The sequence below is a fragment of the Cnuella takakiae genome, from assembly GCF_001953305.1.
Lineage (GTDB): Bacteria > Bacteroidota > Bacteroidia > Chitinophagales > Chitinophagaceae > Flavisolibacter > Flavisolibacter takakiae.
On record NZ_MTFE01000010.1, the window covers coordinates 4,630,724 to 4,651,889 of the forward strand.

The window sequence follows — 21,166 nt, forward strand, 5'->3', positions numbered from 1 at the left end:
TCGCTCTGGATGCTTGCGCCAAGTTAATGAAAACTTAACAAACGCAAAATATTTTTATCAATTTAAAAAATTACAGCGCCTAAAATAAAGCTGTAGTGCCGACGAATCACCTTCCCTGGAGCTACTTATTCATCATTACCTTTTTTCTTTTTACCCTTCTTTGGTATTCCACCCAGCAAAAAGCCAATGGGCTGCCAGGGGGGTACATTATCACAAATAATTTTGGCAATACCCAATAAAGGGATGGCCAGTATCATTCCCGGAATCCCCCAAACCAATTCGCCCACTACCAAACCGGCAATGGTAACCAGCGGGTTGATGCTCACTTCGGCACCTACTACCATGGGCTCCAGCAGGTAGGTTTGTATAAACTGCACCACGGCATAAGTAGCCACAACACCCAGCACCATGCTGCCGCTGCCGCCCTGTGCAAAAACGGTGATCACGGTAAAAAGGGTACCTGTAAGGTTGCCGATAAAAGGAACGATCTCGAGCAGGCCACAAAGCACGGCAAAGAAAAGCGCGCTTTTCACTCCAAGGATGCTAAAGCCGATGCCATACAACACCCACAAGCAGGCAATCATCAGCGACATTCCCGCAAGGTATTTCTGGGCTACTTTGCGGCAATCGTGCATCACCCGGGCGGCATGTTCCTTTTCGGGTGCAGGCACCAGCAGCAGTACAAATTTCTTCAGGTGGTCGCGGAGGTAAAGCAACAGGAAAAGGTAAACGAACATCAAAACGGTATCGGTAAGGAAGCTGCCCAGCCCTGCCAGCAGGGTGGTAACAAGCGATTGCAGCCTGCCCGATGGCTGGCCGCTATTTAGAATTTCTTTTTGCTGCTGCCGCGAAATGCCAAAGGTATCATCGATAAAGCCCCGCACCTGCGCCAGTTTCTTCATCAGGTTCTGTTCAATACTGGTTGCATCTTTTGCCAGGTCGGAAATCTGCCAGGCCAGCAAAAAAGACACGCCCCCGATTATTATCACTACCAGCAACAAACAAAATAAAATAGCCAGTGCCCTGGGCCAACCTTTTCGCTCAAGCATGGCCGAGAGTGGCAGCAGCAGCATGGCCAGCAACGCCGCAATAACCAAGGGCACCAGGAAGCCCTGGGCATAATAGGCACCACCAAAAAGAAGGAACATAAAAAAGAGCACCTGTGTAGGTTTCTGCAGAGAGGGTATGGTCATAGCTCCGAAAATAAAATTATCGGGCCAGCAGGACAATGACTTCAGCCCTTCACTCTCTGCAAACTAACGGCGAGCCATACCCGCAACTATTTGAGCAACACAACGGTGCCGGTCCGGCTGACCTCACCGCAGGCGGTACGTCCCTTTATTATATACACATACACTTCTGAAGGTTGCAGTTTTCCCTGGAACCTGCCATCCCAACACTGGCTTACATCCCTGGTTTGAAAGAGCAGCTCGCCCCACCGGTTGAATATCCGAAGGCTGAAATCCTGCACCAGGCCCCAGTGACGCACGCCAAAACAATCGTTGTGGCCATCGCCGTTGGGGGTAAAAGCCGATGGCACTAGGTTGCCGGCACCGGCATAGGAAAGGTTGGTGTGTACCAAAATACTATCCGAGGCAGTACAGCCATTGCTGCCGGTGCCGGTTACCCGGTACCAGGTGCTGGCAACTGGCCGCACCTCTTGGTTGGCTACAAGGGGATTGCTCAGGCCCGCTTCGGGCCACCACTGGTAGCTGGCAGCACCGCTGGCCTGCAGCAGTACCCGGCCCATTGCGCAGGTTACATCATTCGATTTGGCAACACGCAGGCGGGGAACGGCAAGTTCCTGCACCTGGTAAATGCGGATTAAACTATCGCAACCCGAAGGATAACGAAGGGTATCGCGGTATTCGCCACCTTTCAGCACCACCCTACCCTTGGGCAACAGCAGGCTGCTGCCGGTGCAAAAAGAAAGGGTTTCGCGCACCACTTTACGACCCTGCACTTTCAGGTAAACCGAATCGGTTTGCTCCATACAGGTGGCGCCCACCGTGGTAGCATGATACCACCCGGAAAGCTGCGGCTCCACATTGGTAAAATTGATGCTTGCCCCGGAAGCACTGAATCCATTTGGCCCGCGCCACACGAACTGGTTGGACGCACTGCAGCTGGCTTTCAGGCTGATGTTTCCGCCCTGGCAGGCATACCCTGTCGGGGACATGATAATCGCAAGGTCTTTTTCGGAAAATGCAGAGAAATAGGCAAAACGGCAGGTAGAAGTGCGGTCACCGTGAATGAACCCCAACTGAAACCTGCCGCTGCTGTTGCGGATGCCGGCAGCACTGCCTACCGCAAAAACAGAAACAGGCAATTCAATCCGGGCATAGCTCCAGGTGCCGGCGGTACCCGGCACAGCCTGGAAACGGGCAGCGGTAATGACATCGGTGCGGCCATTGAACGTAAAAGCGCCGGTGATGGCTGTGGGCGCAACAATATTGACACTTAAAAACTGGCTGGTGGCCCTGGTGATGCTTACCACCCGCGAACCCGAGCAGGTGATGGTAGGAATGATGGCTCCGCCCACCTCGCAACCGAAACCCGAAATTTGGAACAGCTGCGCGGGCTGGCTGGTAAGCACATAAGCCGTGGGGTTGGACAAACGGTGGCGGTACGACTCACCGGCAGCAAGGGTATCCACCACCAGGCCATCAACAGTCACAAAAGTATTGTCGTGGGCAGCCAGCACATAAAACTCGTCCGGGACATCGAGGTATCCTTTCAGTACAATAAAATCCTGTCCCGCCTTGCTATCGGGAATCAACTGGTCGCCGGCGGTATCGCGGCAGCCGCCAGCACCCGGGTTCACACTATCATCGTGGGTAGTAAGGGCAATGGGCTTATCGGCCTTTACCAGGGTACCACCCAGGTGACCGGCAGCCGTCAGGTTAACGGACTCGCAGGCATAGGTTTGCCCGCGGTTGAGCACAACATCAAAAGCCTCCCCAGCCTTATGCCCTTTCATATCCTTACTTGGGATAATGGTAACGCGGGTATCATCACTGGTGGCTACGATATTGATGGTAGCCGCAACATAATTGCTGTTCCATGCATTTTGAAAAGGCACATGAAAAGCCAGCCCCAGCCCGTTCTTTCCTTTCAGGGAAAACATATCACCATTAAGGCTGTTGGCAATATCGTAATAAGCCGAGATCTCGGCGGTGGCCGTTACCAGCAGGCCTTTGTTTGCCGGTGCACCGGTAGGCTTGTTTTCAATCAGGTCGGTCCATGGAGTAAGGTCTACCGATACGCTGGTATTGGGAGCCAGGCGGGTAACAATGGGTACAAAGGAGGGATTGGCAGGCTGGCTGATGACCACGGTGGCAACACTATCAAAAGATGCCATGCGCAAAAGAATGGGCCTATCGCCATGCGTCTGCGCCAGGTCGGGCGCCACAAACCAGAACTCGCGGTCTATTTGCGCCTGGGCCGGCTTTGCAGCCAGCAGGGAAAGAAAAATCAGGAAGAGCCAGAGCCTTAAACCACCACTGGCAGTTAGGAAAGCCTTGGGCTTTTTAGTTTGGAATTGCATAGGGCGGACGGCAATGCCGCAGTTGGATTTTGGATAGACCTTACCGGTTACATAACGTCCCACCAATCTTGCCAGCCCTACTTTGCCGCCTTACAAAGGCAGGCTACCAGGAAGGCCCCCTCCGCTCACCTGTTATGGTACAAGTAATGTATTTGCAATCTATACAGCAGCAGGCAGCACCCCATACAAAAGCACAGCTAGTTTGCCCAATTACCGGCTTTCCCTTACCATAGGTAAGCTCAAACCCTGATTAGAAGAAAGGCCATGTTTTAAATAAAATATGCCCCTCCGGGCATCACCAAAGCAAAGTGAAAAATACTGTTCAGCGTTTGAACATACGCGCGACCAGATAACGCAGTGCAGCCCTGGAGAAAGTCAGGGAAGGCATACTGCCAAGGATTTGCAGTTCGCCGGGAATATTGGTTTCATTATCCAGGAAACGGAGTACTTCCTGTGCTTTGTTTTTGCGAAACAGGCGGGCAAAGATGCGATCCCCTGCCATCTGGCGGTGGTGCAGCACATGGAGCAGCACACTATCATAAAACGCAAAGCGGGCAGCATCGGCAAGCCCGGCAAAGGGATGCCCATGCGCCTTTAGCGATGCTACCATGCGGGCCGATTTCTTTTGTATAAAACGGAAAGTATAACCACTGGACCCTTTGGTAAAACCGCCCGCCGTTCCAATTTGACATACCCGGTCGCTGCCCTGCGGGAAAGCATAATTGGTCATGGGAATTACGCCAAATTCTGTTTCTGCTACCCGGTAAGTTTCCAGGTGCAGAAATTGGCGCAGGTAATCGTCAAGAGCGGCATCATAAGCTTCGGGGGGCAACAGCTTTTCCGAGAACAATGTGTATTCCACCAGTGCCCTGCGTTTACTAAAAGGCAGCACATACACAAAGGTGCAGCCATGCTCCTGGCCTACCCTGAAATCCATCAGGGTGGGCTTTTGCGGATCGAAGCGATCATCAGGTGTTTCAATGATCCATCCTTTGAAATGTTGTAACAGCCAGTAATGGTGCTGCGCCAATATTGGCGGTTGTGGCGCAACAATGCTGTTGAAAACCAGCCGGCCACGGTACTGCTGCCCACCGGCACTAACGGTTGCCATATCCGCTGCACTATTTGCAACGGCACCAACCGGCGCACAAAGCCATTCCACTTCCGGCAGGTCGCCCAGTTGGGCAAAACAGTAATTGTAAAAATCAATACCCCTGATCAGCTTATAGCTGTACGGGGCAATATGCAGGGGTGCAGAAAAACCAGGGCCATAAAAATCCAGTTGCTGCCAGCTTCGGTACACTACGGACTCAAAAGGTCCGGGCTCCTTTTCCCAGAAACACCAGGTACGGTCGTTGGCCTGCTTGTGTTCGCGGTCGATGACGAGTACTTTCTTGTTGGCCAGCAAACCAGCCTCCTTCATGTGCACCAACAGGCTGAGGCCAGCACAGCCGGCACCGGCAAACACATAGTCATACACCGCTGTAGCATCGGGCAGAGCACCCTTTTGCAGCGGTGAGGCCGGAGCCTTTGTTTCCTGTGTTATGGTACCAAGTGTCAAGTAGAAGATTGATTGGATAATTGCATTTACTGTTCGGGGGCATAGCCCACCTTTTTTGCGGCCATCAACCGTTTGTCGCGGCGAACTTTTTCCCAGTATTTTTTATGTACCAGCAGCATTCCAAAACTTTCACCGTGTTCCTTGTGTAAATGCTTGTGGTGCATTTTATGCGCCCAGCGTATAGCCCGGACATAGGTGTTGGTACTTCGGCTAAACCACTTGAAGCGTTGGTGAATGATGACGTCGTGCACGATAAAATATGCCAGTCCGTACATCATGATGCCAAAACCAATGGCCATCCACCACCATATCCCTTTCATCGATCCAAACATGATGAGCAGCCAGCTGGGAACCGCAAAAATGACAAAGAACAAATCGTTCTTTTCAAAAAAGCCGGGTTCCACCTGGTGGTGATCGCGGTGGAGGTACCACAAAAATCCATGCATCACAAAACGGTGGGTAAGCCAGGTGATGCCTTCCATGGCCACAAAGGTGGCCAGTACTAATCCGATAAAATATAACCAGGTCATGCCAAGTTCAAAGTTTGAAGTATAAAGCAGCACGCGGTACTTGGTGCTGAATGCCTGGAAATACAAAGTTGTCGCACGAATTTCCACAGCACTTTATTCCCTGCCTTATGCCCGCTGCAGGGCGCCGTACTGTTGCATCCACCACTGTTCCATCCGGGGAAAAATCAGCCGGAACCAGGCGGTAAAGCGTTCAGGGCTTTGTGCCAGCGCTTCGGCAATGGCCGCCATTTCCATATAACAGTAATCGGCTACTTCGGCAGTATCGGGCCTGAGTGCTCCTTCGTACTGACCGGTAAACACATGATCCAACTCATGCTCTACCAGGCCGTTTTCCACTTCTGCTTTATAAATAAAGTGAAACAATTTGTTTACAACAGGGGTTATGCCCAGTTCTTCTGCTGTCCTGCGTACGGCAGCATGTTCGGGCAGCTCGCCGGGATAAGGATGGCTGCAACAGGCATTGGTCCACAAGCCGCCACCATGGTACTTGGTCAGCGCTCTTTGCTGCAACAGCATCCGGCCTTTTGCATCAAACAGGAATACCGAAAAAGCACGGTGCAACAACCCTTTTCGGTGCACATCCATCTTCTCGCCCGTACCAATGGGCTCATCCTGTTCGTTCACGAGTACTATGGGTTGCTCCATGGAAAATGTTGTTTGTTGTGGAATTTGCAAAGAAACAGTAACTACTACAGATCACTCATCACTCAGATCATCCGCAACTGGTTCTTCACGCCCGCTTTCAGCACAATGTAGGCCTTGTGATAATTGGCAATGCGGATCCGCTTTTGGAGGATCTGCTTGGGATGCGTGCTTTTGATTTTGTGAAACAGCGAGTCGTAGTATTTGTAGGCAACATACACTCCAAATTTCGACTTCATGGGTAGCTGCAGGATACCTTCATAAGCATGCCGGAAATCGGCTTCAATATCGGCTTCGATCCTGAGTTTGTCCTGTTCCGTAAAGTTGTGAAAATTACAACCCGGGAAATACATGCGGCTGAGGTCCTGGAAATCGGCTTTGATGTCGCGCAGGAAATTTACCTTTTGAAATGCCGCACCCAAAGAGCGGGCAGAAGCCTGCAGCTTCTCGTACTGCACCCGATCGCCTTCGCAAAACACGTACAAACACATCAGGCCAACCACTTCGGCAGAGCCATAGATGTATTCCTCGTAACCCTGTCGGTCGTATGCATGTTCCGTGAGGTCCGATTCCATGCTACGGAAAAAGGCATGGATCAACTCGTGGTCCACACCATACTGGTTCACCGTTTTTTGAAAAGAATTGAGGATGGGGTTGAGGGAAATACCCCTTTCTATAGCGGTAAAAGTTTCGTCCTTGAACTGCGCCAGCAATCCAGATTTGTCATGGCCGTGAAAAGTATCCACGATTTCATCAGCCAGCCGCACGAACCCATAGATGTTGAAAATGGGAACCCGCAGGTCGGCATGCAGCAGCTTGATTGCCGAAGAAAAAGAGGTGCTGTATTGCACAGTCACCACCTTGCTGCATAAGGCACTTACCTGATCGTAGAATGCAATGGTCATAAGGCGCTTTTGTTGATTCGTAATTCCTATGGAGGGTGATGGTGCTTTCCTTTACCGGCATTTTTTGATTACCTAGCAGGTTGGTTCAATTACTTTCATTTATATAACCGGCTTTTCGGTTAGATAGTTGACCCAACCGGACAATCCATTGGTAGTCACTACTACCTTTTTCCAACCGGTACAACCCATAAACTAATGAACTCAATAAACCCGATTCATCCCTCGCACACTTTCTAACCTAATATTAGTCCTCCTGTCTTATTTCACCTACCCATCAATTTCACTACCTCTCCCGATACCACTTCACCGCTGATCAGGCTGGGTGGCACCCCGGGACCCGGCACGGTAAACTGGCCGGTATAAAAGAGGTTCTTCACTTTTTTGCTGTGGCAAGAAGGCTTGAAAATAGCCGTCTGCAACAACGTATTGGCAAGCCCGTAAGCATTGCCTTTAAACGAATGATAATCCTTTTGAAAATCACTCACCGAAAAGGACCGCTTATATACAATGTGCGGCATGATCGACTGCCCCAGCCTTTGCTCCAGCCTGCTGATGGCCTGTTCAAAATACCGGTTGCGCAGGGCTTCGGTATCGCCCTGCAAACCAGCAGCCACGGGAATCAGCAAAAACAGGTTTTCGCCGCCCTCGGGTGCACAGGTCTTATCGGTTTTGCTGGTTGCCGACAGGTAGAACATGGGCTCGGTTGGCCATTTCGGATCTACATAAATTTCGTCGGCATGCTGCTGGAAGGGTACATCAAAAAACAGGGAGTGGTGCAGCAACTGATCCACCTTCTTGTTTAATCCGATGTAATATAAGAGACAGGACGGTGCCAGCACTTTTTTATCCCAGTAGCTTTCGGTATAACTACGGTATTCGGCGGCCAACAGATTGGTTTCGGTAAAATGATAGTCGCCGCCACTGATTACCGCATCGGCCGTGTAGGTTGTGCGGTCGGTGACCAGCTTCTTAGCCTTACCCTGTTCCACTACTATTTCCCGGGCTTCTTCGCCAAAGTGAAAAACCACCCCCAACTCCTCGGCCAGGCTTTGCATCGCCCGAACAATGGAGTACATGCCTTTTTCAGGATACCAGGTACCGCCTTTAATATCCGCGTAGTTCATCAGGCTGTAAAGTGCCGGTGTGTCCTGCGGCAGGGCGCCAAGAAACAGTACCGGGAACTCCATCAGCTGCTGCAGCTTCGGATTTTTAAAATGACGGGCTACATGCTTTTTGATGGAAGTAAGCAGGTCTAGTTTGAACACATTACCCAGCACCTGTCGGTCCACAAATTCGGTAAGCGACTGCCCTGGTTTGTACACCAGGCTTTGCATGCCGATTCGGTATTTTTCGCCTGCTTCCTGCAGGTACTGGTCCAGCTTCAAGGCGCTTCCGGGCTCAATGGACTCAAACAATTGCCGTAAGGCGGGGTAGTCGGCGGGAATATCACTGTAACCTTCCTCCCAGTACACCCGGTACGACGGATCGAGGCGGGTAAGGGAATAGTAATCGGAAACTTTTTTGCCAAACTGCTCAAAGAATCGCTCAAACACATCGGGCATCCAGTACCAACTGGGGCCCATATCAAAAGTAAACCCGTCGGCTATCAGTTGCCGGGCACGGCCACCTGCCGTGGGGTTCTTTTCCACTACCTGCACCTGCCAGCCTGCACGGGCCATGAAGGCGGCCGCCGACATTCCGGCAAAGCCTGCTCCGATGATGATGACCGATTTACTCACCGTTGAATTTGTTTTTGTAAAAGTTTGCGGGCAAAATGAATACGGCTTTTGATGGTACCCAACGGCTCATCCAACGCTTCCGCAATCTCATGATACTTATAGCCTTGCAGGTATAATACGCAGGCTGTTTTAAAGATAGCGGGTAAATTGTAGATCGCCTGATTAATTTCCTGTAACAGCAACTTCTTGTCTGCAGCAGGAGCCGACGATGGTTCAAAATACCGTACCGTGTCCATCACGATTTTCTTACGGCCATTGCGGCGGTAATCGTTGATGAAAATGTTGCGCATGATGGTGTAGAGCCATGCCTTGATATTGGTACCCGGCTGATACTTGTCGCGGTATGCATAGGCTTTGTAAAGGGTTTCCTGACAAAGGTCTTTTGCCGACTCGTAATCGTGGGTTAACGTGATAGCAAAAGGCTTTAAGCTCTCAGCATTGTTGATAATCAAGCTATTAAATTCCTGGTTGCTCACAGTGTTTAATTTTTGATACCATGAAGTTAAACAAAATCTTGTTTAAGATTCACTATAAATTTTTTAAACAAAAATGTTAAAGCTTGCCTTTAAAACTTAAATGTTTGAACATCAACAACTAAGGGGTGTAGAAAAAATTTTAAATCGCATGTTTCATCCTGCTGTTAACAGATGCATCGTGTCCAAATGTGGCCTACCTGTTGAACATATCTCCATTGAAGAACCAGCTCCAGCCATAAAAAAAGCCTGCACCAGGGCGCAGGCTACAAACCAAACCAAGTCAAACAGATTTCATAAAGCTTCGAGATACTCCAGTACCTGGTGCAGGGAAGTAAGCATCCGGATATTTTCGTAAGGCTTGTGACCCAATTCGGCCATATAACCCGATAGCAAGGTGGTAGCAGGATACTGGGAGAGCTGGTTCAATAGTTTTTCAAACTTTACCTGACGTGGCGGGGCCGTGAGGTGCATGTACAGGTAATCGGGTTTTTTAATGTCCACGATATACCCGATATCCTTCACGGGCACATTGGCACCCAGGTATATAACCGGGATGCTTTTTTTGCGCAGCAGGTAATAAACAAAGAGCAAACCCATTTCATGGAACTCCTCTTCGGGCAGGAAAAGCAGGAAGAGCGGATCCTTGCGTTCGGGAAAAGGCAGACCTTCAATACCGCAAATGATTTTTTGCCGGATCAGGTTGGAAACAATATGCTCCTGTGCGGGATTGATGCGATCGGTTTGCCACAGGATACCCACTTTTTCCAGGAAAGAAAAAATCAGGGTAGTAACGGTAGCTTCCATCCCAAACTCGCGGATATAATCGTTCAGGATCAGTTCAAACTCCAAAGCCTTCAGGTCCACCATAAACCCGATCAACTCATTCACCAGGTATTCGGTTCGGGCATTGGCTTCCCCCAGCTGTAGCAAGGTACGACGCCTCTGTTCCTGGTCCATTTCATCGATGCGGGAGATTTTGTAGCCATGCTTGTTGAGCAGGGCCACGGTAAGCAGGGTTTTCAACTCCTCGTTGGAGTAGGTCCGGATATTGGTAGCAGTGCGCTCAGGCTTCAAAAAATTGTAGCGCTGCTCCCATATCCGGATGGTGTGGGCCTTGATGCCCGAGATCGTTTCTAATTCTTTGATTGAAAATCCCATCGAACTTATCTACAAACAATGTCCCAAATAGTTGCAAAATTCGTTCAATGGCGTGTTTTGCAGGCTTCCTGTACAGCATTTATAAATTTCGCGCTCCTAATGGTGAAACAAAACAGGGGATATGCAGGTAAGGAGGGAAATAAAAATCCCTGCCGAAGCAGGGACAAGAATTTGCAAATAAAGCTATGTAACCATAAAAACATTGCTGTGCCGCCTTAATCTGGCCAAACTCCAAGGATTTTAATCCAATTGCCCTACCTGCACCGGCAAATCCTTATTGCGGAAAGGGTAATCCCGCAGCTTATCTATGAGTTCGGAAGCAGCCAGTTTCTGCAGTACTTCCAACTGGCGGGGACTGTGCAGGTCGGTACCGGCAAATTGGTAATAGCCTTTGTCCAGCAGGTAATTGGCCAGTTCCTGCACCGTGCGGCCATAATGACCTACCAGCGACATGAGGTTGAGTTGAAAGTATACCCCGGCATCATGAAGCGTATCAAATACCTGGCGGCTGCGGCCCAGGTAAATATAGCGCTCCGGGTGCGCCAGCAGGGGCTGGTAGCCCTGGAGTTGCATGTCATAAAATAACTGTTGCAGTTCGAAAGGCGCTGTTACCATCGAAAACTCGGCCAGTACCATTTTGTGGGGCAGGCATAACAACGAATCCTTTTGGTGCAACAGCTCCACCAGGTGATCGTCAATAAAATATTCGGCGGCAGCCCGCAGGGTACAGTCCACGCCTTCCGATTTCAGCGTAGCAGCCAGCTCTTTACGGGCATCATTGATACTGACAGGCGTATTGGGGTATACCTCCCAGAGGATATGCGGGGTGGCAATAAAATGTTTCACGCCCAGTTCCAACATTCCACGCACCAGTTGCAGGGAAGTTTCCAGGTTGGGCGAACCATCATCAATACCCGGCAGGATATGGTTGTGCAGGTCAAGGTTCAACCAACTCAAGTCGGGGGTGCGTATATTTTTCCTTCGAAACAGAAACATGTGGTGCCTTTTGGTTAAGGAGCTGGCGGTAAAGATCGGCAGTTTCGCTGATCAATCGCTGGTAGCCGAACCGTTCTATGACAAGCTCGCGGCTTTGCATGCCCATCTTTTTCCGGAGGGCATCATCGGTTACCAGCGTGGTGAGCTGCCGGCAAAATGCACCCCCATCGGCTACATCGGCCAGCAGTGCCGTTACTCCTTCCTGCACAATATCGGCAATTCCGCCCACCCGGGTACTGACAATGGGTTTGCCAGCAGCCTGTGCTTCGATCAGGCTTACCGGCGTTCCCTCGTTGAAAGACGTAAGGGTAACGATATCCAATCCGGCCATTACCACATCCACATCCCTGCGCCAGGAAGTAAATACCAGTGGGTAAGGATGAGCGTTATCGGCAGCCCTACTGAACCGGATACCCCGCTCCTTTGCCGCCAACTGTATAGCAGCGCAGCTTTCGCCATCACCCACGATAAAGGCTTTGATTTTTCGGTGGGAGTGCTGCAACAAATATTGGATGCCATCCAGGAAAAGCACATGGTTTTTTACCGGCACCAACCTGCCGATGATCCCAATGGCCAGTTCTTCCTCCTGCACACCATACTGGTTGCGAAACAGGGACCTTTTCACCAATTGATCTTGGCCAAACTTATCGAGGTCAATCCCCAATTTAATTTGGCGAAACTTTGCAGGCGGTGCAATGCGAAAAACATCAACCAGTTCTTTTTGCTGCTGCTCGCTGATGGCAATGATGGCATCGGTTTTACGTGCCAGCCACCGCTCCACACCAATGGCAAGTTTGGTTTTCCAGGTATTGAAGTAAGAATGAAACACATGTCCATGGTAGGTATGCACGACCACCGGCACGCCCATAGCAGCCGCAGCAAGGCGTCCCAGGGCACCAGGTTTGGCGGCATGTGTATGTACGATATCGGGGCGGAACTCCCGGATAATCTGCCGCAGCCTGCGCAGTGCCTGCAGGTCACTCCATGGATCAATGGTTCTACCCATCTCCGGGATGATCCGCAATTGGATACCGAACTTTTCGGCAAGGAAAGACGCATCTGCCTCCTGCGGTTCGCGTGGACCGCTCACCATCAGGGTTTCAAATTCAGGCGCCAGGTAATAGGTAAGATAAGTGGCGTTGAGCACGGGCCCGCCAACAATCATGCGGTTGAAGATGCGGAGGATTCGGGGCATGTAGCTGAGGAGATTAAAAAAGCCTGCGGCGCACAAAACGTTTGCCGGAATGAGTGATGCGTGCCGAGATAAAGACGGCAATGGATTTACACTATATAAAAACAAGGAACAAAATGATAGTTGCAGAGCACTTGTAACAACTAGTATAAAACACACAAACACCAAACTATCGGCTTCAGACTACCAAGCGCAATTTCCAGAAGCGTCATTTTTGTACGATACAAACCGTCGGTTCGTATTTGTGCCCCATGCAAAACCTAACCATCTGGGACCTGCTGCTTACTCCTGTGTACCTGTTGGTACTGTCGGCAATTGCACACCGGCAAAGAGATAAAAGATATCCGGCAGGGCATTCATTGAGGCCATATTTCTTACCTGGACTGTACCTCAAGTTCGGAGGGGCCATCTTTATTGGCTTGCTGTACCAATTTTATTACAAGGGCGGTGATACGTATAAATTCTTCCACCACACCCTTGTGATCAATTCAGCATTAAGCAAAGATGTGGGCACATGGTTGAAACTGATAACCCAGCAACCTGTAGAAAACAACCCTGAACTGTACAAATATGTAAGCCAAATGTTTTGGTACCGCGACACGGCTTCCTATATGGTGGCATCCATCGGTGCAGTTTTTGGCTTGCTGCACGGCACCTCTTACCTGCCTATAGCGGTTACCTTTGCCTATTTCTCCTTTACGGGTACATGGGCCTTGTACCGAACATTTGTCAGCCTCTATCCTGCCTTACACAAACAAATGGCAGTAGCCTTTCTCTTCATTCCAAGCACTTTTGTTTGGGGGTCTGGTGTGTTCAAGGATACGGTATGTATGTTTGGGCTTGGCTGGATGATCTATACTGTGTTCAGGCTTTTCATCTTCAAAGATTTCTCCGTGAAGAACACCTGCTTACTGGCATTGAGTTTCTACCTGGTAGCACTGATCAAATTATACATCCTCATGGCCTTTTTGCCTGCCCTGGTGATTTGGCTGATGACCACCTATTCCGATAAAATCACTTACGGCAGATTGAAATCGGTATTAAAGACAAGCTTAATTTTTCTGGCAGCAGGAACTTTCTACTTTTTGTTGCAGGTTTTTGCGGCAGAAATGGAGCAGTACTCACTCGACAACCTTGCACAAACAGCAGCAACCACACGCAATTGGATTTTTTACGTTAGCGAGCAGCAGGATGGCTCGGGTTACGACTTGGGCGAATTTTCACCCACCCTTACTGGTATGCTCAAAAAATTTCCCCAGGCTGTTGCAGTAACACTCTTCAGACCCTTTCCCTGGGAAGCCAAGAAAATGATTATTATGCTTAATGCCCTTGAGGCTACAGCGTTTACCTATTTTACTTTCCTGGCGTTTCGCAGGAGGGGAATATGGCCCACTTTTAAGCTGATAGGCAAAGATGCCACCCTCCTGTTCTGTCTTATTTTTTCCTTGATTTTTGCATTTGCTGTAGGAATTACTACTTACAACTTCGGCACCCTTTCCCGTTACAAGATTCCCTGCCTGCCCTTCTACGGCGCTTTTCTTGTTATCCTCATTTATGAAGGCAAAAACAGGACAGGGCTCCGCACAACGCAGGGCTTCCTGAAAGATCAGGGCGTTGATAGTTTGTAACTGATCAGGCAAGGTACCGCTTCCACCAGTGCTGGAACACCAGTAAAGCCCATATGGTTGCAGGACTGTCGCCCGGGCTCGCGGAATGCAATTTCTTTTTAAGTGCCCTTACTTTGGCAGAATCAAAAACGGCCTGTTCCACCACAAAACGATCATCAAGCAGGTCAGCATCGATCAGTGTCCATAGCTCCTTACGGAACCATTTAAGGAGAGGTATTTCAAAGCCGTGCTTGGGCCTGTTGTAAATGGCTTCCGGCAAATGGCTTCTGAAAGCGTCCTGCACAACCCGCTTTTTCATCTGGCCGTTGATTTTGTAATGTTCAGGCAAACCAAAGGCAAAATCCACTACATGATGGTCAAGAAATGGACTGCGCACCTCCAAACTGTTGGCCATACTCATGCTGTCCACTTTTACCAGCATATCGCTCAGGAGCACAAGGTTCATATCAGCCAGGAGTACTTCGTTGAAATCTTCCCCTGTTATGTCTCCTGTAAAGGTCTGTCGGATAGCAGCATTCATTCCAGACCCGACCTGGGCCCTGATGTCAGGATGAAGTAAGCTCAGGCTGGTATTGCCATCCATAATGGAGGCCCACTGCCAGTATCGGTCGGCAGGTGATAAAGTCGCACCTTTTGCAAATCGGTATAGTTGGCGAAACTTATTCGTCAGCGGGTTGTTGCGGCTCTGAGGCAGGCTGCGCCACAACGGCGCTCCGGCCTGTATCAATGCGTTCCGGACACCGCCGTTCCGGATCTTCCACTCGGCACTATGCTTGTTGTAACCAGCAAACACTTCATCGCCCCCATCACCGGAAAGTGCTACCGTAATATGTTTACGGGTAAGTTGGCTAAGGATGTAAACTGGTATGGCCGAAGAATCGGCAAAAGGTTCATCGATATAATCCAGCACACCACCTATATGTTCTAGTAAATCATCATTATCCAACATGAAAGCTGTATGCCTTGTTTGGTACCGGCTGGCAACCATCCGGGCATAGGCCGTTTCGTCAAAGAAGGCATTGTCCTTGTAGCCAATAGAGAAAGTATGCAGTCCCGACACATGACGGGAAGCCAGGGCCACTACTACCGAGGAGTCGATGCCCCCGCTTAGAAAAGCACCTAACGGCACATCGGCAACCAGGCGCCTGGCAACGGCCTCCTCCATCAAAGCAACCAACCGTTTCTGCGCACCCTCGTAGCTATACTGCTGATACTGTGCTGGAGATAATGCCAATTGGTAATAAGGCTGTTCCAAAATAACGCCATTGGTAAATTTCAGGTAATGGCCCGCCTTCAGCTTTCGCACGCCTGCCACAAGGCTATAGGGCTGTGGTACGTAATTCAGTTGCAGGTATACAGGCAATAAGGACCAATTGACTCGCCGGGGAATGCCGGCTGCAAATAGCACTTTCATCTCCGAGCCGAACACCAGGCAGTCCTCATCCTGATACAATAACAATGGCTTTTTACCAAAACGGTCCCGTACCAGGAACAGATCACCCCTTTGCCGGTCGTAGATGGCAGCGGCAAAAAAGCCTTCCAGTATTTGAAATACCTGTTCGCCCATCAGGGCGAATAACAAAAGCAAGACTTCAGTATCCGAATGAGAACGTAAAGGCTCTATACCGGCGTTGGACAAGTATTGATCCGTGAGCTTTTTGTGATTGAAGATCTCACCGTTGAACACGATGGTATAGCGCCCGTCGGGCGTGGTCATAGGCTGACTGCCAGTGCAGGATGTGTCGATGACCGACAGCCTGCGATGTCCAAGCACCACCCAGTCGTGGGCATAAATCCCGCCACCATCGGGGCCCCGTTGCACCATTGCCTGGTTAGCCTGCCGGATTGCGGAAAGACTTTGCTGGCCATGGCTACTAAGAGCAACAATACCACTGATTCCACACATGTTTGTTACTGCCTGAGTTGCGTTATGATTGATGTTGAGGCAAAGGATTTAACTTTCCCTGTGTGCGGCGGTAGGCTGGTGCGCCGCCAATAAGGAAAGGAAAGTTGCGGTATGGGCCTGGATACTATATTCCGCCTGAATTTTCCGGCGGCCGGCAGCACCCAATTGCCTGCGCAGGTTTGCATCCTGCAGTAAGATTGCGAGCGCATCAAACCACTCCTGCTCACCATGGCACAAATAACCGCTTACCCCATGGTTGATGATCTGCTTGTTGACTCCTACAGGGCTCGCAACGGCAGATATGCCCAACGACAGGTACTGGATAATTTTAAAGCCGCATTTACCCTCACTCCAGGCATCTGCATCAAGCGGCATGACACCGATGTTTACCTGCAGCAGGTCGCATATTTCGGTCACTTCCCGCCAGGGGAGATACCTAAGCCGATTCAAACCAAATGAAGGCGGACGGTCACAAATCACCAGCAATTCGAACTCGAATTGCTTTTCCAATTGTTGAAAAACGGGCAACAGGCGATTGAGGTATTGCAAAGTGGAATGCGAGCCAGTCCAACCAATTATTGGTATCGGCGCATCCTGCGGCTGCAACTGGTTGAACCGCGACACGGTATCAACGCAGGTAGGCAGTTGTACAACCTGCTCGTTATACTTTTGCGCAAAGCCAGCCAGGTAAGCATTTCCGGCAACAACGGTTGTTGCCCACCGGCAAATGTATTTTGTTTTCCAAAAACATTTGAACAGCGAAGCTATTTTGTTATGCGCAGAGATGGCGGGTATCCAAATGGCGTCATCAAAGTCATAAATGAGTTTCTTACCAAGCACCCTGGCCAGTATCCATTCGAAAATGGGCGGTCCCAACGGAGTTGCTTCCCGGTGCACAAAAACAAAGCGGCACCTCGGTGCAACGAACAGTACTACCCACATTCTGGCTACAAACCCACGGAACACAGCCCATATCTTCTGAAGCAGTGATCCCTTTCTATATAAAACCTGCCAAGCATGCTCATTCATGAAACAATGAGTGCGAAAAGCAATACCCTGTTGTTGCAATATCGGAAAGAAAACCTCTACCCTGAATCTTTGTGACGGGGCTCGCCGTAAAGGGTAAGGAAGTAAGAACAAGACATGGTTATTCCGGGACATCAACTATGGTTAAAGGCAGCGGTAATGGAAGCAACTGGATCAACTTTTCCCTGAATTCCCGGCAACTGAATTTTTTACGTACATGATTGCGGCACTGCCCCGAGAAAGCCTGCCGCAACGACGTATTGCCCGCCAGCGAAACCATAGCCGCTGCAAAAGCAGCTACATCCCGGTTAGGCCGCAGCATTCCTGTCAATTCATCCACAATAATTTCCTCTGGCCCCCCGCACCGGCTGGCAATAGTGGGCACCCCATAATAAGAGGCTTCGGCACAGGTCATCGAAAAAGATTCAGCTTCCGAAAAATTGAGGAATATATCGGCTGACTTATAAGCGCTTTCCACGTCGTCGGCAAAAGGCAGGAAGACCGTTACTTCGGTCAGCCCTGCATCGGCTGCATACCGTTCCAAATCGGTTTTGAAAGCTTCATTTTTGGCCAAGCCCATGGTTCCTCCCATAAAAGTCAGCCGCAGGCGCTTGTCCTTATGGTATGCCAGTTCAAAAGCCCTGAGTGCGTAGTCCTGCCCCTTGCCTCTGATATAATTACCCAGGTACAACAGTTCAACCGTACTGGTGCAATTCCTCACCTGATAAGGAGAATGGTATTCGGCGAACTGTACCGCGTTATATAAAAGTTTTACTTTGCAAACACGGGGCAGTTGCAACCGAACAGCGTCCGAAACCGCAACTACGCTATTGGCATACCGCAAGGCCGCGGCAATCCACAACTTATTGAGCAGTGTAGGCATGGTGGATGGTAAGAATCGCACAAAAGTTAGCATGTGCAAGTTAGGCATCCGCATCTTCACACAGGCGCCTAGCAGGTTATAGTAATCGTTCATTACAAGTGCTATCGCACCTTCGCTTTGTACAATGGTCACAAGCCTCGCAGCGTTCACAAGTAAACGCAAAGGATAGTGCAGCACTACAAGCACATTACGCCGCAACTCCAGCATGGGAAGGGTTTGCACAAGCAAACCATGCGCTTTGACGAAATCTATGGCACTGCTCTTTTCAGGCAACACTATAACAAATCGGTAGTAAAAACGCAATGAAACAGCCTGTTGAACGGCACTCTTCAATGCTCCAGTTATGCAAATTGAACTATCGACCAGCACAAGAGTGTGCTTCTGTATCACATCTACCATGAAGACAAATAATAATGAAACCGTTTACAACTGCTCTTTTTGCGGCAAAAAACTTTCAATAATGGCAAACCATTTCTTCAATACTTGCTCCTTGTCAAAGGCCTGCACCCGTAGAAATGCATTTGCAGCCATTTGCCTTATGCTTTCTGAATTGTTAAGCGCTGCAACCACCGCATCCCGCCATATTGTAATTGCCCCCTCTTGGTTATACATTGGCAAGAGCACTCCATTTGGAGTAGCTTCCGCAACAGCAAGATTGTAGTGCAGGTTAATAGTTTCGGGCGCAAGTATCTGTCTTGGGCCTGAAGGACAATCGGCGGACAACACCGGCACACCGCAGATCATGGCCTCGCAAAGCGCCAAAGGAAAACCTTCCCAGCCTGAAGGAAAAAGAAATAACCGGCTGCGCGACAGAAAGGAAAACGGATTAGCCACATAACCAGGAAAATATACATCGTAATGGGTGCTAAAAGGCCCCGGCCCCCATTCACAATAACATGAAAGACCTTCATTCGTTGCGGTTTGTAGCAGTCGAACCCTGAGTTCACCATCGCCCAACAACACCAATTTGATGCCAGGCACACGCAGCTTTACCGCACTGAACACTTTTATCAGGAACTGCTGTTTTTTCTGCTCAGAGAACCGGCCTGAAGTTACCAGTACCGGATACCTCGTTAGCAATTCATCATACGCTTCAGGTAAAGGTTCCCCTGCCCTTTTGATAATATGAGCCACATCAAAAAAGTTAGGAATGCTTTGCACGTTGCGCACACCACATTGCTTCAGTTCGGCCATAATGCCATCGCTCACCGCCACCGTAATATCGGCACAGTTGTATAAAAATGGAAAAATGAAACGTCTTCGGAGCCATTGATAGAGACCGTTTATCCGTTCATCGCGCAGCAAAGTACCGTGTACTACCAGTACTTTTGGACAGAAAGTTAGGGCCAGCACGTTTACCCAGTTAGCGCCATCCATATGACTGATGATGAGATCCGCATTTCTTCGTTGGGCCAGATGGGAAAGTTTAAAACTTCGCCTGAGCAGGTTGTACAACTTTACCAGAACACTGCCTCCCCCGCCAACATCCAGTGAGTGGCAGACTTGTACTGACCCGTACAGATCTGATTGTTCAAATTGGTTGAATACGACCTGCTCTACGTTGTAGTGATGCGCAAAGCTTTTGCAATGGTCATAAAAAGCCCTTTGTGCGCCACCGGGGCCCAGATTAGTGATGACCTGCAACAATCGCAGACGCTTAGAGTCATCTACATTGTCATTGGAAACCGTATCATCATGACCTCTTTTTATAAACAACTATTTACTTAGTGATTATAGTTGGCACCAAACAACTATCATATATGGTTTCGTAAGCCTTTACACAGCGCCCCATAGAAAATTTATCGAATGCTAATGCCGTTTGCGCCTGCATAGCATAATACGCCTTCAAATCGCGCTTTATCTGTGCCATAGCGGTGGTGAGCGAAGTAACAATGGTTGCTTCATCTAAAGGAATAAGGATTCCGGCTGCACCATTTTGGCCATAAATCATCCGGGGCACTTCACCAACAGCCGTGGCAATGACAGGCAGACCTGCTGCCAGGTATTCAATAATCACTGTGGGAAGCGCCTCTGTTTTGATCAGGGAACAAAAAAGCCCAACTTCACAAATTTGCAACCAACCAAAAGGCTGCTCCTGCTGGCCAACAAAAAGCACCCTCTTAGAAACATAATGGTCTTTTAGCTTCTGAACATAGGCACTATCACCAATTAATAAAAGGTAGCTGTCATTATCAGGCAGGTTATTAAAAGCGGTAATGGCTTGCAGCCACCCCTTTTCAGGAATGCCCCGGGCAATCATCCCGTATACAAAAGCTTCTGCGGGTATACCTAACTTCTGGCGGTTGGGTTTATGTTCAATATCAGGTCTCGAATAACCGTTATAAATTTTATGTAGAGGCAACTGCCTGCCAAAAAAAGAACGGCGTTGCCCAAAGAACTGCAACTGCTCCTCGCATATGCATACTATGGCATTCATACCATTGAGTACGGAATACATATGGGAGCGAAAGTTCAAAATATGCTTCAAGTTTCCTATACGTTCAAGCCGCTCGTTCGCTGAGTAATCGCCATGGATGGTAGTTACCACGGGCACCCCCATAATTTTTCCTGCAACAACCGCCACTTTATCAGTTGTAAACAAATGGCTGTGCACTACCTGTACCTTTTCGTAGTTTATGATTCTGGCAAGACCCCGGGAAAACAATTGTGTAAGAAAGGAGTGATCGATGCCGGCTCTGCGTAATAAACCATCCACCAACTGCAAAGGTTTGAGCAAATTCAACTCCACCGGAACCACCCGAACTTCAGGAGCTAATTCAGCAAGTATCTTTTCATCAATCCGGTTCTTGTACAATGGTGTAATAACTACATGATGCCCCCTAGTGGCCAATGCCTGGCCCAGCCTGAGTACAAAGGTTTCCGCACCACCAGCATGTACCACATCAGTAGTGAGCAGAATGCGCATTGCTAATATTGGTAAGCAAATCGGGCACTCCAAGATCGGGGTTACCTTTAG

General features: G+C 49.5%; 17 protein-coding genes. 1 reads left to right on the forward strand and 16 read right to left on the reverse strand.

What is annotated here, in order from left to right:
• Positions 1–125 precede the first annotated feature (125 nt).
• The 11 genes from BUE76_RS19830 to BUE76_RS19880 all read right to left on the reverse strand — a co-directional run bounded on the left by BUE76_RS19830 (position 126) and on the right by BUE76_RS19880 (position 12,749).
• Positions 126–1,193 (reverse strand): AI-2E family transporter, encoded by a 1,068-nt coding sequence (locus tag BUE76_RS19830; RefSeq protein WP_073044590.1) that lies wholly within the window; start codon positions 1,191–1,193, stop codon positions 126–128.
• A gap of 86 nt (positions 1,194–1,279) precedes the next feature.
• Entirely contained in the window at positions 1,280–3,547 is a 2,268-nt protein-coding gene (locus BUE76_RS19835) for a gliding motility-associated C-terminal domain-containing protein (RefSeq protein WP_073044588.1), read from the reverse strand.
• A 322-nt stretch (positions 3,548–3,869) separates the two neighbouring features.
• Positions 3,870–5,108, reverse strand: coding sequence for a lycopene cyclase family protein (locus BUE76_RS19840; RefSeq protein WP_216820690.1), 1,239 nt, complete (start codon positions 5,106–5,108; stop codon positions 3,870–3,872).
• Between the two features lie 26 nt (positions 5,109–5,134).
• Complete coding sequence (locus BUE76_RS19845) at positions 5,135–5,638, reverse strand: sterol desaturase family protein (protein WP_073044812.1); 504 nt, start codon at positions 5,636–5,638, stop codon at positions 5,135–5,137.
• A 105-nt stretch (positions 5,639–5,743) separates the two neighbouring features.
• On the reverse strand, positions 5,744–6,283 hold the full coding sequence (idi, locus tag BUE76_RS19850; RefSeq protein ID WP_073044586.1) for an isopentenyl-diphosphate Delta-isomerase: 540 nt from the start codon (positions 6,281–6,283) through the stop codon (positions 5,744–5,746).
• Between the two features lie 62 nt (positions 6,284–6,345).
• Positions 6,346–7,185, reverse strand: coding sequence for a phytoene/squalene synthase family protein (locus BUE76_RS19855; RefSeq protein ID WP_073044584.1), 840 nt, complete (start codon positions 7,183–7,185; stop codon positions 6,346–6,348).
• A 263-nt stretch (positions 7,186–7,448) separates the two neighbouring features.
• Positions 7,449–8,924, reverse strand: a complete 1,476-nt coding sequence (locus BUE76_RS19860; RefSeq protein WP_073044582.1) for a phytoene desaturase family protein — start codon at positions 8,922–8,924, stop codon at positions 7,449–7,451.
• Positions 8,921–9,400 (reverse strand): RNA polymerase sigma factor, encoded by a 480-nt coding sequence (locus BUE76_RS19865; protein ID WP_073044581.1) that lies wholly within the window; start codon positions 9,398–9,400, stop codon positions 8,921–8,923. Before BUE76_RS19865 ends, BUE76_RS19860 begins: the two co-directional genes overlap by 4 nt.
• 291 nt (positions 9,401–9,691) lie before the next feature.
• Entirely contained in the window at positions 9,692–10,558 is an 867-nt protein-coding gene (locus BUE76_RS19870) for a MerR family transcriptional regulator (RefSeq protein WP_073044579.1), read from the reverse strand.
• A gap of 240 nt (positions 10,559–10,798) precedes the next feature.
• On the reverse strand, positions 10,799–11,515 hold the full coding sequence (locus BUE76_RS19875) for a tyrosine-protein phosphatase (protein WP_143157342.1): 717 nt from the start codon (positions 11,513–11,515) through the stop codon (positions 10,799–10,801).
• Entirely contained in the window at positions 11,496–12,749 is a 1,254-nt protein-coding gene (locus BUE76_RS19880; RefSeq protein ID WP_143157341.1) for a glycosyltransferase, read from the reverse strand. The genes BUE76_RS19875 and BUE76_RS19880 overlap by 20 nt, the downstream gene beginning before the upstream one ends.
• Positions 12,750–12,997: 248 nt before the next feature.
• On the opposite strand from BUE76_RS19880, the gene BUE76_RS19885 reads away from it, so the two are divergent.
• On the forward strand, positions 12,998–14,374 hold the full coding sequence (locus BUE76_RS19885; protein ID WP_073044573.1) for a hypothetical protein: 1,377 nt from the start codon (positions 12,998–13,000) through the stop codon (positions 14,372–14,374).
• A gap of 4 nt (positions 14,375–14,378) precedes the next feature.
• On the opposite strand, the gene asnB is transcribed toward BUE76_RS19885, so the two are convergent.
• The 5 genes from asnB to BUE76_RS19910 all read right to left on the reverse strand — a co-directional run bounded on the left by asnB (position 14,379) and on the right by BUE76_RS19910 (position 21,115).
• On the reverse strand, positions 14,379–16,280 hold the full coding sequence (gene asnB, locus BUE76_RS19890; RefSeq protein ID WP_073044571.1) for an asparagine synthase (glutamine-hydrolyzing): 1,902 nt from the start codon (positions 16,278–16,280) through the stop codon (positions 14,379–14,381).
• A gap of 48 nt (positions 16,281–16,328) precedes the next feature.
• Positions 16,329–17,222 carry a glycosyltransferase gene (locus BUE76_RS19895; RefSeq protein WP_158070005.1) on the reverse strand — a complete coding sequence of 298 codons (894 nt, stop codon included), beginning with the start codon at positions 17,220–17,222 and terminating at the stop codon, positions 16,329–16,331.
• Positions 17,223–17,427: 205 nt separating this feature from the next.
• On the reverse strand, positions 17,428–18,189 hold the full coding sequence (locus tag BUE76_RS19900; protein ID WP_158070006.1) for a glycosyltransferase family 4 protein: 762 nt from the start codon (positions 18,187–18,189) through the stop codon (positions 17,428–17,430).
• 423 nt (positions 18,190–18,612) lie between these two features.
• Positions 18,613–19,905: a glycosyltransferase gene (locus BUE76_RS19905; protein WP_073044565.1), complete on the reverse strand. Its 1,293-nt coding sequence runs from the start codon at positions 19,903–19,905 to the stop codon at positions 18,613–18,615.
• A gap of 4 nt (positions 19,906–19,909) precedes the next feature.
• Positions 19,910–21,115, reverse strand: coding sequence for a glycosyltransferase (locus BUE76_RS19910; protein ID WP_073044563.1), 1,206 nt, complete (start codon positions 21,113–21,115; stop codon positions 19,910–19,912).
• Between the last annotated feature and the right edge of the window lie 51 nt (positions 21,116–21,166).